Here is a 14,415-nt window from a genome sequence, read left to right on the forward strand (position 1 = left end):
GCGGGACTCGCGTAGGCTTCGCTGAGGAGGATCCCGTGACCCCACGCCACGTCCGCACCCTGCGCGGTGCCGCCGCTGCGTCGGTCGCGACGATCCTGGCGGCGACCTCTCACACGCTGGCAGGCGGGGGCGCGCCCGCTCCGCTCCTGGTCGCGGTCATGGCGACGCTCGCCTGGCCGTTCGCGACGGCTCTCATCGGGCGGCGCCTGTCGGTCTCGCGCATCGGAGCCGCCGTCGTCGTCGGCCAGCTGCTGTTCCACGCCGCGTTCGCCGTCACCGCAGGAGCCGATCCGGCTTCCGCAACCGGCCATCTCCACCACGCCGCACTCGCGGGCACGGCCGGAACGGGGCTGGCCGTGCCTGCGGCGCCCATGCTCGTCGCGCACGCCTTGGCGGCGCTGGTGACGGTCCTCGGGCTGTACGGCGGCGAGCGGATGCTGCGGGCGCTCGGCCGGGGCATCCGATCGATCCTCCGGCGCCCCGCCCTCGCGACGCCGCTCCTGCGCACTCGACTCCCCCGCACGGCGACCGGGGTGGTGGCCGTCGCGGCCCACGCCGTCGTCCTGTCCGATCTCTCTCGGCGGGGTCCTCCCGCCATCGTCGACGCGGTCGCCTGACCGCGGCATCCGCCGGCACCCGCCCCCGCGCGTGCCGATGCCCCCTGCATCCGCGACGCGACGACCTCGTCGCGCGCTTCTTCGACGAAAGAGAACAATGACCACGCGCACCCTCACGCCCCGCATCCTGCTCCTCGGTTCGGCCGCCGGGCTCGTCCTCGCCGTCGGCGTCCCCCTCGCCGCCTCGGCACACGTCCACATCGACCCCGGCACGGCTTCGGCCGGTGCCACCGAGACCCTCACGTTCGCGTTCTCGCACGGCTGCGACGGGTCGCCGACGACCGCCCTGGTGATCGACATTCCCGAGGGTGTCGGCAATGCGACGCCGATCGTGCAGGGCGGCTGGACGATCTCACGGGAGGCGGGCGCCGACGGCATCCCCACCCAGATCACCTTCACGAGCGACACCCCCGTCGACGACGGACTCAAGGCGACCCTCTCGATGGACGTGCTGTTCGAGGAGTCCGCCGCCGACACGTCCGTCGCCTTCCCCGTGACGCAGACGTGCGTCGAAGGCGAGACCGCGTGGACCGAGGTCGCCGAGGAGGGCCAGGATCCGCACGATCTGGAGTCGCCTGCTCCGGTCGTCGAGGTGGGTGCCGCCGCCGGGGAGGGCGACGGCCACGGCGATGCATCCGCCGACGATGAGCACGCAGAGGAGCAGGCCGGCGCCGACGCCGCGGACAGCGCCGCCGCCTCGACCGAGGCCGACCCGGTGGCGCGCTGGCTCGCTGCGGGCGGACTCGTAGCCGGCATCGCCGCGCTCGTGGTCGTACTGGTGCGCGGCCGCGCCCGCAAGAGCTGACAGCAGGGCGAACGGGGAGGGCTCCCATCGCGGGCCGCCCTCCCCTGAGACTGCCGACGGCGTGACCCCAGCGCCCGGATGACGCGCGCCCGGATGAGAGGATGGATGCGACATGCCCACCGATGCACCCTCGAACCTGCCGCCCGTCCTCCGACCGGACGCGCCGCCTGTCCACTCCCTGGCCGATCTCGCCGAGCGCTTCGCCGTGAGCGTGCGCGGCGACGTGGCCGGCGTGATGCTGACGGGCATCACGCTCGCCACGGCCGATCTGCGCCCGGGCGACGTGTTCGTCGCGGTACGGGGTGCGAACCGCCACGGGGCCGACTTCGCCGCCGCGGCAGCGGAGAAGGGAGCCGTCGCCGTCATCACCGACGCGCATGGGCTCGACCTCGCGGCTGCGAGCGGCCTCCCCGTTCTCGAGGTCGAGGACCCCCGAGGTCTTCTCGGAGACCTCTCGGCGTGGGTCTACAGCACGGGCCGCGACGATGCCCTCCCGATCCTGTTCGGCACGACGGGGACGAACGGCAAGACGAGCGTGTCGCACCTGCTCGAGGGCATTCTCGGGCAGCTCGGCGCGATCACCGGCCTCTCTTCCACCGCGGAGCGCCATATCGCCGGGCAGGTCGTCGTGTCCCGCCTGACGACGCCCGAGGCCTACGAGATGCACGCCCTCCTCGCGCTCATGCGCGAACGCGGCGTCGAGGCCGTCGCCGTCGAGGTGAGCGCGCAGGCGCTCAGCCGGCGCCGGGTCGACGGCATCGTCTTCGACGTCGCGGGGTTCACGAATCTCACCCACGACCATCTCGACGACTACGCCGATATGCGGGAGTACTTCGAGGCCAAGCTCCCGCTCTTCCTGCCCGACCGCTCTCGTCGGGCCGTGGTCTGCGTCGACTCGGAGCAGGGCGCCGAAGTCGTCGCCCGCAGCCAGGTGCCGACCGTGACGGTGGGCACGCCGGTGCTGGCATCGGATCCGGATGCCTCGGCAGCCGCCGACTGGGTGGTCGAGATCCTCGACGAGCGCCAGGTCGGGACAGAGTTCCGCCTCACCGCCCGCGACGGCCGCACCCTCACGACGCTGGTGCCGGTGATCGGGCGTCACATGGCAGCGAATGCCGGCCTCGCGATCGTCATGATCCTCGAGGGCGGCTACGCGTGGGAGCGGCTCGTCGAAGCGCTCGACGGCGGCCGCATCGATGCCTACCTCCCCGGCCGTACCGAACTGGTGTCGGGCGAGACCGGCCCGGCGGTCTACGTGGACTTCGGCCACTCCCCCGACGCGTTCGAGAAGACGCTGGCGGCCGTTCGCCGTGTGACCCCTGGCAAGGTCGTCATGCTGTTCGGCGCCGACGGGGACCGCGACGCCACGAAGCGTCACGACATGGGTCGCACCGGGGTCGAGGGTAGCGACATCCTCGTCATCACCGACCACCACCCCCGCCACGAGGATCCGGACTCCATCCGCGCGACTCTGATCGAGGGCGCACGGCGGGCGCGGCCCGACGCCGAGATCCATGAGTACTCACCCCCGGAGCGTGCGATCATCGAGGCCGTCGCGCTGGTAGGCGACGGCGACGCGATCCTGTGGGCGGGGCCTGGGCACCAGGACTACCGCGACATCCGCGGTGTCCGCACGCCGTACTCGGCCCGCGAGCTCGCGCGCCGAGCCCTGCGCGCCGCCGGATGGGAAGTTCCCGAGCCGCACTGGCCTGTGCCCTACCCCGACGACGAGACTCCGGCTTCCGACCCGCTGCGCCCGGCGTTCCCCGACGCCTGACGCGTTCCGACTCGCTCCGCTCGCTCGGCGACCGGACAGCACCCCGGTCGTTGAGCGAGGGAGCGCAGCGACCAAGACGAAACGCGTCGACCGCCTCAACCCGCCGCAGCGATCTCGCGGTCGGCGGTCTCGCGCGCCCAGCGCTCAGCCTCGGCGAGGCTCTCTCGGCTGAGCGCTCCCGGCGCCTCATGCCGATCGACGACGCGATCGACGACGTCGAGGATGCCGAGGAAGCTGAGCCTTCCCTCGTGGAACGCATCGACCGCCTGCTCGTTGGCGGCGTTGAACACGGCGGGGTACGTCCCTCCGGCGCGTCCAACCCGCTTGGCCAGGCGCACGGCGGGGAACGCCGCTTCGTCGAGGGGCTCGAAGGTCCAGGATGCTGCGACCGACCAATCCAGCGGGCGGCCCACGCCGGCGACGCGATGCGGCCAGTCCAGACCGAGCGAGATCGGGAGCCGCATGTCGGGCGGAGACGCCTGTGCGATGGTCGATCCGTCACTGAACTCGACCATCGAGTGCACGATCGACTGCGGGTGGACGACCACGTCGATCTCGCCGTAGGGAACCCCGAAGAGGAGATGCGCCTCGATCACCTCGAGGCCCTTGTTGACCAGCGTGGCCGAGTTGGTGGTGACAACGCGCCCCATGTCCCACGTGGGATGGGCGAGGGCTTCGGAAGGCGTGACTCCTCCCAGCGATTCGCGGCTGCGCCCGCGGAAGGGGCCGCCCGACGCGGTCAGCACGAGTCGTCGCACCTCCGCGCGGTCGCCGGCGCGGAGCGCCTGCGCGATGGCCGAGTGCTCCGAGTCGACGGGAACGATCTGACCGGGCTTCGCCAGGGCGGTGACCAGATCGCCGCCGACGATCAGCGACTCCTTGTTCGCCAGGGCGAGCGTGCGGCCGGTCTCCAGCGCAGCGAGTGTCGGCCCCAGGCCCACCGATCCCGTGATGCCGTTGAGCACCACGTCGGCCTCGACGTCGCGCACGAGCTGCTCCGCCTCGACCGCGCCGAGCGCGACGTGCTCGACGCCGAACTCGGCGGCCTGGGCTTCCACCGCTCCTCGGTTGGAACCCGCGGCGAGGCCGACGACTTCGAACCGACCGTGGTTGGCCCGGATGACGTCGAGCGCCTGTGTGCCGATCGATCCGGTGGAGCCGAGGACGAGGACGCGACGCATCGCGCCAGCCTACCCGCGCCGGCGGTTACTGCTGGGTCGCGCGCTGCGTCCCGAGGATGTCCACGACGAAGACGAGCGTCTCGTCCTGCAGCTCGTGGCCCTCGGACGGGCCGTAGCCGAACTCCGGCGGGATCACCACGACGACCTGCGAGCCGACGGTCTGGCCTTCCAGCGCCTGCTGGAAGCCTGCGACGACGCCGGTGGTCTGGAACGACGTGGGCACTCCGCGGTCCCAGCTCGAGTCGAAGACGGAGCCGTCCGACCACTTCACGCCGGTGTAGTGCACGAGCACGGTGTCTCCCGGTTCGACGGTCGCACCGTCGCCCTTCTTGAGGGTCTCGAGCTCGACCTCGGTCGGCGCTTCACCCTCGGGGATCGTGATCGTGGGCGCGCCGTCGTCGGCCAGCTCCACGCCGGGCATGCCGTCGACCGCGTCCTGCTCCTCGCCCCAGGCAGCGCTCGGGACGACCTCCAGGAGATCGACGACGTAGACCTCGGCCCCTGCCGACTCCGATGCCGGGAACGTGGCGACGACGCGCGTGCCCGGCGCCGAGCACCCGAGGAGCTGGCCGAGCGGGTTCTCGGGCGAGATCTGCTGCGGGAGGACCGGGTTGTCGGCGTAGCCGAACGAGCCGAGCTCCTCGCCGGTCTCCGCGTTGAAGGCGGTGAGGGCGTAGCTGACGAGGTCTCCTGCGGCGACCGGGTCTCCGTCGCCCTCGACGATCACGGTGCTCTGCAGCTCCTCGACCTCGAGCGGCGAGGCGAAGGTGGCGGTCGACTTCTCGCCGGCCTCGCCATCGACCGTGATCGAGTCGGATGCCTCGCCCGACGGTGCCATCGCTCCGCAGAGGTCGGCGGAACCGGTACCCGTCGGGGTGGGCGACGCCTGGGGAGCGGCCCCCGAGCAGCCTGCGAGCAGGACCGCCGACAGGGCGGCGACGGACAGAGCGGCGAGCGGGCGAATGCGCACGGTGGGACCTCGAGTCGATTGCAGGGGACGCTCCATCCTGTCGCATCTTTCCTCTGTCTGGGCTGAGAGCGCGACATACCGGTAACGGAATGAGAACGGGAGTACCCTCGACGGGTGACTTCCGACCTGGTGCCAGAAGCGGACGACCCGACCGCTGACGACGCACCCGCGCCGGGAACCAGCATGGGCGCGACCTACTTCCTCGGCCGATTCATCCTCACTCCGCTCGCCCGGATCGCGTACCGGCCGCACATCGAGGGCCGGGCCAACGTGCCCAAGCACGGGCCCGTCATCTTCGCGAGCAACCACCTGTCGTTCATCGACTCGATCGCGATCCCCGTCGCAGCCCCGCGTCCGGTGCACTTCCTCGCGAAGGCCAGTTACTTCGACGGGCACGGATTCAAGGGCTGGGCCTCGCGGGAGTTCTTCACCGCCATCGGGGCGATCCCCGTCAAGCGGGGTGCCGGGCAGGCCGCCCTCGACGCACTCGACCAGCAGCGGCTGCTCCTCGAGCAGGGAAGCGCGGTCGCGCTCTACCCCGAGGGCACGCGGTCACTCGACGGCCGTCTCTACAAGGGCCGCACCGGCGTCGCGTTCCTCGCTCTCCAGACGGGCGCCCCGGTCGTGCCGGTGGGCCTCATCGGCACCGACAAGGTCATGCCGGTCGGCGCGAAGCGACCCTCCTTCAACGAGCGGGTGACTGTGAAGTTCGGCGAGCCCCTGCACCTGGGGCATCACGGCCCGGCCACCTCGGGACGGGCCCGGCGCCTGGCGACCGACGACATCATGGCGGCGATCCATGCCCTCTCGGGCCAGGAGCTCGCGAACGCCTACAACGAGGTGCCGGCGCAGACGCCGATCGAGCGCATCAAGCAGGTACTGCCGCACGAGCGCCGCTGAGGCGCCTCACTCGCCCGCGACGACGATCGTGGGTTCATGACGCACCGGGAAGTTCACCGAGTTGGCGATGAAGCACCACTCGTTGGCCTGCGCGTGCGCGGCGGTCGCGGCATCCGTCATCGACGCGTCCGCGACCGTGACACGCGGTCTCAGCACGACCTCCCGGAATGCACCGCCGCCCCGCCCGTCCTCGACCATGAGCCCGGAGGCGTCGTCCTCGTAGCCGACCACGACCACCCCGGCCTGGACGCACGCGTGCAGGTAGGACAGCAGATGGCACTCGCTGAGCGCCGCGAGCAGCAGATCCTCGGGGTTCCACCGCGACGGGTCCCCGCGGAAGGGCTTGTCGGAGGAGGCGAGCATCGTCGGCTTGCCGGGGATCTCGATCGTCGAGGTCCGGTCGTAGTCGCGGTATCCGGAAGTGCCGGTGCCGCGGTCGCCCGTCCAGGTCGTCCGGACGGAGTATCGATGCTCACCCCACATGTGCACAGTCTGTCATGCGGGCCCCTCGCGCTCCGGCGGTAGGCTGGCCGGGTGCCGCAGACCTTCGCCGCAGCCGACGCCGTCGAGCTCGCCGTCGTCGACCGCAGCGGATTCATCGAGTCGCGCCACGCGGGCATCGCGATCGTCCTCGCTCCCGACGGCACCATCGCGGAGCGCCTCGGCGATCCCTCGGCCCTGATCCTCCCCCGGTCGAGCCTCAAGCCGCTGCAGGCCCTCGCGTGCCTCTCGGCGGGTGCCGTGCTCGAGGGTGAGCGCCTCGGCCTCGCCACGGCGAGCCACTCGGGCACCGACCGCCACGTCGCGGTCGTGCGCGAGATCCTCGCAGCGGCCGGTGCGGGTGAGGAGGACCTCGGCTGCCCGCCGGCCTGGCCGGGCGACACGGCGGCGCGCGACGAGATGATGCGCGAGCTGGCAGAGCCCTCGCGCATCCGCATGAACTGCTCCGGCAAGCACGCCGCGATGCTGCTGACGTGCGCCGCGAACGATTGGGACACCGCCGGCTACCTGTCTGCGGAGCACCCGCTGCAGCTGCACATCCGCGAGGTCGTGGAGCGCCTCCTCGGCGAGAAGGTGTCGGCGATCGCGATCGACGGCTGCGGCGCACCGGTGTACGCGACGACGCTGTTCGGTCTCGCGCGGGCCATCCACCGCATCGGCACGTCCTCGACGACGTCTCCCTTCGCGCTGCATCGCAGCGCCGGCCTGCTCGTGCAGGCGGTCCGCGAGAACCCGTGGACGATCGACGGTCCGGGTCGTCCCGACACCGTCGTGATCGAGCGCCTGGGCGTGTTCGCGAAGGGCGGTGCCGAGGGGGTCATGGTCATGGTCGCTCCCGACGGCACCACGGTCGCGCTCAAGATGCTGGACGGCAGCGGGCGAGCCGCGACGGCCGTGGCGCTGAGGCTGCTCGAGCGAGCGGGCGCGCTGGCGCCGGCCGACGTCGCAGCGACGATGCAGCAGCTTCCGCTGTCGGTCTCCGGCGGCGGGCAGGTTGTCGGGGCGATCCGCCCCGCGTTCTAGAGGCGCTCCCACAAGGAGCCCGAGCGCTCCAACGGCGGAGCGGAAAGGATCACAACGATGAGGATCAGCGTCCCCACCGAGGTGAAGAACAACGAGTACCGTGTGGCCCTGACTCCTGCGGGCGTGCACGACCTCGTCGCCGCAGGCCACGAGGTCTTCGTGCAGCGCGGGGCCGGGCTGGGCTCCTCGATGCCCGACAGCGAGTACGAGTCGGCCGGGGCGACGCTCCTCGACGACGCGGCCGACGTCTGGGCCCGTGCCGAGCTGCTGCTGAAGGTCAAGGAGCCGATCGCGTCGGAGTACGGCTACTTCCGCGACGACCTCGTGCTGTTCACGTACCTCCACCTCGCCGCCGACCGCCCCCTCACCGAACGGCTCGTCGCCGATGGAGTGACGGCGATCGCGTACGAGACGGTGCAGGTCGCGGGCGGTGGCCTTCCGCTGCTCGCCCCGATGAGCGAGGTCGCGGGTCGTCTGGCGCCGATGGTGGGCGCCTCGACACTGATGCGCTCTGCCGGCGGCCTCGGCCTGCTCATGTCCGGCGTACCGGGCACGCGCCCCGCGCGCGTCACGGTGATCGGCGGCGGAGTGGCCGGCGCGAACGCCGCGGTCATCGCGGTCGGCATGGGCGCCGACGTCACCGTGTTCGACACCAACGTCCAGCGCCTGCGCTACCTCGACGACCACTTCCAGGGACGGGTCAAGACCGCGGCATCCAACCCCTTCGACCTCGACCGTGCGGTCGTGGACTCCGACCTCGTGATCGGCTCGGTGCTGATCCCGGGGGCGAAGGCTCCCAAGCTCGTCACCAACGACATGGTGTCGCGGATGCGGCCGGGCAGCGTGCTCGTCGACATCGCGGTGGACCAGGGCGGATGCTTCGAAGACACCCGCCCCACGACGCACGCGGACCCGACCTTCACGGTGCACGACAGCGTCTTCTACTGCGTCGCGAACATGCCCGGTGCGGTGCCGAACACGTCGACCTCGGCGCTCACGAACGCGACGCTCCCCTACATCCGCCAGATCGCGCGCCGCGGCTGGAAGGATGCCCTCCGCGCGGACGCCGCCCTCGCCGGCGGCCTGAACGTCGTCGGCGGCAGGATCGCGAATGCCGGCGTGGCGACCGCGCACGGCCTCGAGCTCGCGCCTCTCGAGAGCGCACTGGCCTGAGACACCGGATGCCTCGCCCCACCGGGAGCCGGGGGGCGAGGCATCCGTCGTCTTGAGAACCTGGTCGTCAGGCCAGCCCGCCGTCGATCGAGCGGCTGAAGTCGGCGGGATCCTCGGGCACGAGCACCGGGGTCTCGCGGTTGAGGCTCTCCCCGCGGAAGAACGGCTTGGATCGCGGGAAGGTGAACCACAGGAACATCAGGAGCACGCCGAACGCGAGCGCGCCGACGCCCATGACGAAGGTGCCTCCGATCCCGAGCAGGACCGTGTACCCGTAGTCGACGTCGTACATGTCGATGGCGGAGTGGATGAACGCATAGGTCAGCATTCCGGCGCCCAGCAGCGGGAAGAGGAACCGGTAGAGAAAGTTCCTCGCCGAGGTGAAGAGATCGCGTCGGAAGTACCAGACGCACGCATAGCCGGTGATCGCGTAGTAGAACGCGATGGCGAGGCCGAGCGAGAGGATCGAGTCCTGCAGGATGTTGTCGCTGATGAGCGTCATGCCCACGTAGTAGACGATCGCGACCGCGCCCATGACGAGCGTGGAGAACGACGGCGTCTTGTAGCGCGGGTGCACGGTGGCGAATCGCCGCGGGAGGGCCTTGTACGCGGCCATCGCCAGCGTCCCTCGCGCGGTCGGCAGGATCGTGGTCTGCGTCGATGAGATCGCGGAGATCATCACCGCCACGACGAGCACCCAGCCGAGAGGGCCGAGGAGGCCGTCCTTGATCGCCAGGAAGAAGTCGTCGGCGTTGGCCTCGTTGCCCAGGCCCGTACCGGTCTCGCCGAGGCCGGCGTACATCATCGCGGCGACCGTCACGCCGACGTAGGTGATGAGCAGGATGACCGTGGTGAGGAGGGCCGCGCGCCCGGGGATGCGCTTGGGGTCTTTCGTCTCCTCGTTGAGCGCGAGGCAGGTGTCCCAGCCCCAGTAGATGAACAGGGCGAGGAGGATCGCCTCGATGAACCCTGACCACTCCGTGAAGGCGAACGGGTTGAACCACGACCACTCGAACGGGGTCGGATCGGGAGCGGAGCCCGCGAAGAAGTGCCACAGCGCTGCGACCACGAAGACGGTCAGCGCGAGGTACTGGATGGCCAGCAGCACGTTCTGGATGCGTTCGCCGATCTCGACGCCGCGCCAGCTGACCCACGTCATCGCGGCGATGAACACCACGCCGGTCGCCGTGACGAGCGGGACGTTGTCGGCGAGCAAAGCGTCCTCGGAGGTGCGCACGATGCCGTCGATCAGGGCCCAGAAGTAGATCCCGGCGATCTGCGCCAGGTTGGCCAGCACGACCATGCCCGCCACGGCGACGCCCCAGCCGCCGAGCCAGCCCACCCACGGGCCGAACGCTTTGGTTCCCCACGTGAACGTGGTGCCGCAATCGGGAACGTCGTTGTTCAGCTCCCGATAGGCGAAGGCGATGAAGAGCATCGGGATGAACGCGATGACGAAGGCGATGGGAGCCTGCGCGCCGACGGCGAGCACGACGAACCCCAGCGTCGCGACGAGCGAGTAGACGGGCGCGGTCGAGGCGAGACCGATGACGGTCGAGCCCCAGAGTCCCAGCGTCCCTGTTGCGAGTCCCTTGCCTTCCGGTCGTGCGAGGTCGATCGGAGTTGTTGACACACAGCGAAGCTACGGGGACCCGCCGAACGGGTCAATGCCGTGCGAGGGACGGATCGGCTGGAGATCCTCCGCGGGAAGGACGATGCGGACGGGATCCGCGCCCGCCACCACGAGCCATCCTCGACCGCGACCGGGTTCGCAGTAGGGTGCGAGCCCGCGTGAGCCCGTCAGCAGCCGCAGCTCGGCGGCGCACGACGAGTCGACCGCCAGCTCGTGGTCGCCGCGCAGCTCGGCTAGGAGCCGCCACTGCCGCTGCCAGTCGTCGGGCTCCCCCACCACGAGGACCGGTCGTTCCGCCGTTGCCGAGGGATCGGCCAGGTAGGACTCGACGCTCCTCACCTCGATGCCCTGCTCCCGCCAGTGCGCGATCGCGGCCCGCGCGACCGGAGACCGGCGCGAGACGAAGCCGGTGAGCGGCGCCGTCGGCTCCCAGACCGCGGGAGCGGACGGACGTGACGGCAGGCGCGTCGGAGACAAGGCGACCTGCACCTCCTTGCCGTCCAGCTCGCCACGCCCGGCGGGCGCGCCCGCCTCGAAATGCGAGGGTGAGCCGCCCGCCGCGATGTGCTCGGCGCGCGAGGGAAACGCCAGGCGCAGACGCCGCGGGAAGAGATCGATGAGCCGGGAGACGGGTCCCGACACGCGATGGCCGCCTGCCACGACCAGGAACCCTGCGGCACCCGCCCTTCGCAGTGTGCCGTCGAGGGAATCGAGCACCGCCTGCGCATGGTCGGGAGGGAACCGCGCCGTCAGGGTGTCGAGGTCGTCGATGCACACCAGCGACCCGGGAGCGGGCGGGGCGTCAGCCAGCGCCATCACGGCGTCCCACGTCCCTTCCGGGTCGTGGGGAACGTGGATGACCGTCCCCGATGCCTGTGCCGCGATCAGGGCGACCGCATTGCTCACCCCGGCGCCGGGCCCGCCCAGGATGAGGAACCCGCGATCGGCCGCGGTGATGGTGACGGGACGCTGCTCCTGCTGCTCTGGGATGTCGGCGAGCCCCACGAGCAGAGCGCCCGCCGCGCTGCCCGCGCGCAGATCCGCGAGCGAGAGCTGGTGCGGAAGCTCCGGGAGCCAGGGCCGGCGGGGCGCCGCACCGGCAGCGCGCGCGCACGCGGCGGCGACGTCGGCGGCGTCGGAGAGCGCGATGCGAACGGGGAGGGGGCGCGCATCTCCCGCGCGCCGCACGTACGCTCGCCCACGGCTGTCGACGCCGCCGGGGAGCTCCGCCGCCTGGTCGGTTCCGAGCACGGTGCGGCTGTCCGAGGCATCCGTCACCCGGAGGCTGATGCGGAGCGGGCAGTTCGCGAGGAGGCTCTCGCGGATGACGCCCGCGGCGCGCTGCGTGCCCAGCACGAGGTGGATGCCGAGTGCGCGGCCTCGCGCGGCGAGATCGGCGAACAGCGCGTGCAGTTCGGGATGGTCGCCGAGCAGCGCCGCGAACTCGTCCACGACCACGACCAGCCTCGGCAGGGAGACGCGGGGGTCGCGGATGTCGCGTGCGCCGCACCCCGCGATGGCCGCCTCGCGCCACCGCAGCTCGGCACGGAGGCTCTCGATCGCGCGTCGCGCGCCGACGCCGTCGAGATCCGTGATCACCCCGGTGACGTGCGGCACCGAACTGAGGACGTCGAAGGCGGTGCCGCCCTTGAAGTCGGCCAGGAGGAAGGTGACGTCGTCGGGTGAATGGGTGCGACAGAGCGACAGGATCCACGTGATGAGCAGCTCGCTCTTCCCCGCGCCGGTCACCCCCGCGACCACGGCGTGCGGCCCGTCGGCGACGAGGTCGACGACGACCGGCGTTGCGCCGTCGTCGCCGATGACCGCCGCCAGACCTCCGGGCGACGCGGCGTCGGCTTCGATGAGCGATCCGAGCGCGAGCGGGGCGGCCTCGCGCGGCAGGATTCCGAGCGTGTGCTCCGCCCGCACGGCCAGGTCAGCCGCGATCGCCTCGGCCTGAGCGACCGCGAGTGCCTCGATGCGCACCGGCGACACCTCGCCCGCGCTCTCGAGGCGGGCCTCATCGGCGGAGGGCACCGTCAGGACGGTGCCGCACTGCGGCGGGAGCGGGTCGCCCGGCCGTCGTCGGGCGAGAGCGATGTCTGCGTCCGCCGGAACTGGTTCGCCGGGACCCACCAGTGCGAGGCGCCGCCGACCGGGTGCGCAGCGGTGGGGCAGGCGCGCCGCCCAGCCGAACTCCTCGGCGCCGGAGGTGGCGAGCGCCAGCTCGCCGGGAGGGAGGGCGAGGCACAGCTGCACAGCGAGGGCCCGCTGGACGGCCGATGCGACGACCGCCGGGCCCACGACGGCGATGCCGCGAGAGGCGGGGACGACGAGCGGTGCGCCGCGGAGCCGTGCTGCCTCGGCTCGGAGGGACGAGGCATCCGGATCTCCGTCGCCTCCCGAGACCCGCACACCGCTGGCCACCTCACCCTCGCCCACGACGAGCGCGTCGGCGCGCTCCGCGGAACGACGCCAGACATCGTCGTCGCGGGTCAGGAACGAGGCGACATCGGGATGGCGCGCCCACGCCCGTCGTCGCTCGGCGTCGTGCCTCGCGGTCACGGCATCGGCGACCTCGCCTCGCCTGCGAGCCACCGCGGCCTCGTGTCGTCGTCGGTCGCGGCGCGCGGTGCGTGCGGCGTCTGCGAGGGTCGCCACCGCGATGAGCGGGCCGAGCGCCGCCAGCCAGAGCGACAGCACCGATCCGGTGACGAGCCACAGCGCGACCGCAGCGAGGACGGGCACGACCGAAGCCACGATCGGCAGCGGCGGCCGCGCCGGTGGCGACCAGGCCGGGAGCAGGACGAGGGCGTCGTCTGCGACATCGCTGCGAGAGCCGGGCTCCCCCGCTTCGGTGAGCGGACGCGAGCCTACGGCGGGGCTGGGAGGGAAGCGCACACTTCAGTCGACCTCATCGGGCCGCTCGGCCGTCGCCGCCCCGGGGAATCCGACCAGAACCCGAGGTCAGAACTCGGCTGTGGAGGAGTCGCCGTCGGCCTCGTCGACGTCGTCACCGGCGGGCGGGACCGGATGCCCGACGTCCAGCACGATGATCGTGATGTTGTCGCGCCCGCCGTTCTCGAGGGCGGCGTCGAGCATCGCGCGGGCGGCGTCGGCCGGGTCGGGATTCTCGTCGAGGAAGTGACGGATGCCGTAGTCGGTGAGCTCCTTCGTCAGGCCGTCGGAGCAGATCACGAAGCGGTCGCCCTCGGCGACGTCGAGTCGCACGTAATCGGGCGTGACGCCCTCGCTCGGGCCGACCGCGCGGGTGATGACGTTGCCGTAGGGGTGGTTCTCGGCCTCCTCGGGGCTCAGCCGCCCCGAGGCGATGAGCTCCTGCACGACGGAGTGATCGGTCGTGATCTGGATGATCGAGCCTTCGCGCACGAGGTAGACGCGGGAATCGCCGATGTTCAGAGTCACCCAGTGCGCGGCATCGCCGGTGGTGTCGAGGTACACGCCGGTGAGCGTCGTGCCGGTGCCGTCATCGGTGGCCTCGGGATGCGAGGCGATGTCCTTCACCGCGCGCGCGAGCGCCTTCTCGATCGCCTTGGGGCTCACCGAGCCGTGCTCGACCATAGCCTTGAGCCGGTCGATGGTGCTCGCGCTGGCGATCTCGCCGCCCACATGACCGCCCATGCCGTCGGCGACGACGAAGAGGGGGTAGGTCGCGAACACCGCGTCCTGATTGACTTCGCGACGACGCCCGGTGTCTGTGACGGCGGCCCACGAGAGGTCCAGCGATCCCCCCGGCACGGCAACCGTGCGTGACTGGGTGGATACCTCGGGCACGCCCATGTCCTCCCGGTCGACGGTGGCAGCCCGATGGCCT

The 14,415-nt window shown here is 71.6% G+C and carries 12 protein-coding genes; 6 read left to right on the forward strand and 6 right to left on the reverse strand.

Annotated elements, in window-relative coordinates; genetic code table 11:
* The first annotated feature begins 35 nt into the window (after nt 1–35).
* The 3 genes from HF323_RS05055 to HF323_RS05065 all read left to right on the forward strand — a co-directional run bounded on the left by HF323_RS05055 (nt 36) and on the right by HF323_RS05065 (nt 3,199).
* Nucleotides 36–617 carry a hypothetical protein gene (locus HF323_RS05055; protein WP_169581506.1) on the forward strand — a complete coding sequence of 194 codons (582 nt, stop codon included), beginning with the start codon at nt 36–38 and terminating at the stop codon, nt 615–617.
* Nucleotides 618–714: 97 nt separating this feature from the next.
* Complete coding sequence (locus HF323_RS05060; RefSeq protein ID WP_169581507.1) at nt 715–1,422, forward strand: YcnI family protein; 708 nt, start codon at nt 715–717, stop codon at nt 1,420–1,422.
* A 112-nt stretch (nt 1,423–1,534) separates the two neighbouring features.
* Nucleotides 1,535–3,199 carry a UDP-N-acetylmuramoyl-L-alanyl-D-glutamate--2,6-diaminopimelate ligase gene (locus HF323_RS05065; RefSeq protein ID WP_169581508.1) on the forward strand — a complete coding sequence of 555 codons (1,665 nt, stop codon included), beginning with the start codon at nt 1,535–1,537 and terminating at the stop codon, nt 3,197–3,199.
* 95 nt (nt 3,200–3,294) lie between these two features.
* Here the strand turns inward: HF323_RS05065 and dxr are convergent, their stop codons facing one another.
* Both dxr and HF323_RS05075 read right to left on the reverse strand, forming a co-directional pair.
* On the reverse strand, nt 3,295–4,380 hold the full coding sequence (gene dxr / locus HF323_RS05070) for a 1-deoxy-D-xylulose-5-phosphate reductoisomerase (protein WP_169581509.1): 1,086 nt from the start codon (nt 4,378–4,380) through the stop codon (nt 3,295–3,297).
* Between the two features lie 25 nt (nt 4,381–4,405).
* The gene (locus HF323_RS05075) at nt 4,406–5,350 is read right to left on the reverse strand and encodes an FKBP-type peptidyl-prolyl cis-trans isomerase (RefSeq protein WP_169581510.1); all 945 of its coding nucleotides are present in this window, start codon (nt 5,348–5,350) and stop codon (nt 4,406–4,408) included.
* Between the two features lie 183 nt (nt 5,351–5,533).
* Between HF323_RS05075 and HF323_RS05080 the strand changes: the two genes are divergently transcribed.
* On the forward strand, nt 5,534–6,250 hold the full coding sequence (locus tag HF323_RS05080; protein WP_169582107.1) for a lysophospholipid acyltransferase family protein: 717 nt from the start codon (nt 5,534–5,536) through the stop codon (nt 6,248–6,250).
* 6 nt (nt 6,251–6,256) lie between these two features.
* On the opposite strand, the gene HF323_RS05085 is transcribed toward HF323_RS05080, so the two are convergent.
* Nucleotides 6,257–6,733 carry an OsmC family protein gene (locus HF323_RS05085; protein WP_169581511.1) on the reverse strand — a complete coding sequence of 159 codons (477 nt, stop codon included), beginning with the start codon at nt 6,731–6,733 and terminating at the stop codon, nt 6,257–6,259.
* A gap of 51 nt (nt 6,734–6,784) precedes the next feature.
* On the opposite strand from HF323_RS05085, the gene HF323_RS05090 reads away from it, so the two are divergent.
* Entirely contained in the window at nt 6,785–7,774 is a 990-nt protein-coding gene (locus tag HF323_RS05090; protein WP_169581512.1) for an asparaginase, read from the forward strand.
* A 57-nt stretch (nt 7,775–7,831) separates the two neighbouring features.
* Complete coding sequence (gene ald, locus HF323_RS05095) at nt 7,832–8,947, forward strand: alanine dehydrogenase (RefSeq protein ID WP_169581513.1); 1,116 nt, start codon at nt 7,832–7,834, stop codon at nt 8,945–8,947.
* 67 nt (nt 8,948–9,014) lie between these two features.
* Here ald and HF323_RS05100 read toward each other — a convergent pair whose 3' ends face one another.
* The 3 genes from HF323_RS05100 to HF323_RS05110 form a co-directional block, all read right to left on the reverse strand.
* On the reverse strand, nt 9,015–10,580 hold the full coding sequence (locus HF323_RS05100) for an APC family permease (RefSeq protein WP_169581514.1): 1,566 nt from the start codon (nt 10,578–10,580) through the stop codon (nt 9,015–9,017).
* Between the two features lie 9 nt (nt 10,581–10,589).
* Nucleotides 10,590–13,481, reverse strand: a complete 2,892-nt coding sequence (locus HF323_RS15705; RefSeq protein WP_169581515.1) for an FtsK/SpoIIIE domain-containing protein — start codon at nt 13,479–13,481, stop codon at nt 10,590–10,592.
* Nucleotides 13,482–13,547: 66 nt separating this feature from the next.
* On the reverse strand, nt 13,548–14,375 hold the full coding sequence (locus tag HF323_RS05110) for a protein phosphatase 2C domain-containing protein (protein ID WP_169581516.1): 828 nt from the start codon (nt 14,373–14,375) through the stop codon (nt 13,548–13,550).
* Nucleotides 14,376–14,415: the final 40 nt, after the last annotated feature.

Source organism: Microbacterium sp. MF43 (assembly GCF_012847295.1).
Lineage (GTDB): Bacteria > Actinomycetota > Actinomycetes > Actinomycetales > Microbacteriaceae > Microbacterium.

Excerpts from the sequence above, each read along its gene's own strand:
- ald (WP_169581513.1), top strand. The coding sequence starts at position 7,832 with ATGAGGATCAGCGTCCCCACCGAGGTGAAGAACAACGAGTACCGTGTG.
- HF323_RS05080 (WP_169582107.1), top strand. The coding sequence starts at position 5,534 with ATGGGCGCGACCTACTTCCTCGGCCGATTCATCCTCACTCCGCTCGCC.
- HF323_RS05065 (WP_169581508.1), top strand. The coding sequence starts at position 1,535 with ATGCCCACCGATGCACCCTCGAACCTGCCGCCCGTCCTCCGACCGGAC.
- HF323_RS05085 (WP_169581511.1), bottom strand. The coding sequence starts at position 6,733 with ATGTGGGGTGAGCATCGATACTCCGTCCGGACGACCTGGACGGGCGAC.
- HF323_RS05060 (WP_169581507.1), top strand. The coding sequence starts at position 715 with ATGACCACGCGCACCCTCACGCCCCGCATCCTGCTCCTCGGTTCGGCC.
- dxr (WP_169581509.1), bottom strand. The coding sequence starts at position 4,380 with ATGCGTCGCGTCCTCGTCCTCGGCTCCACCGGATCGATCGGCACACAG.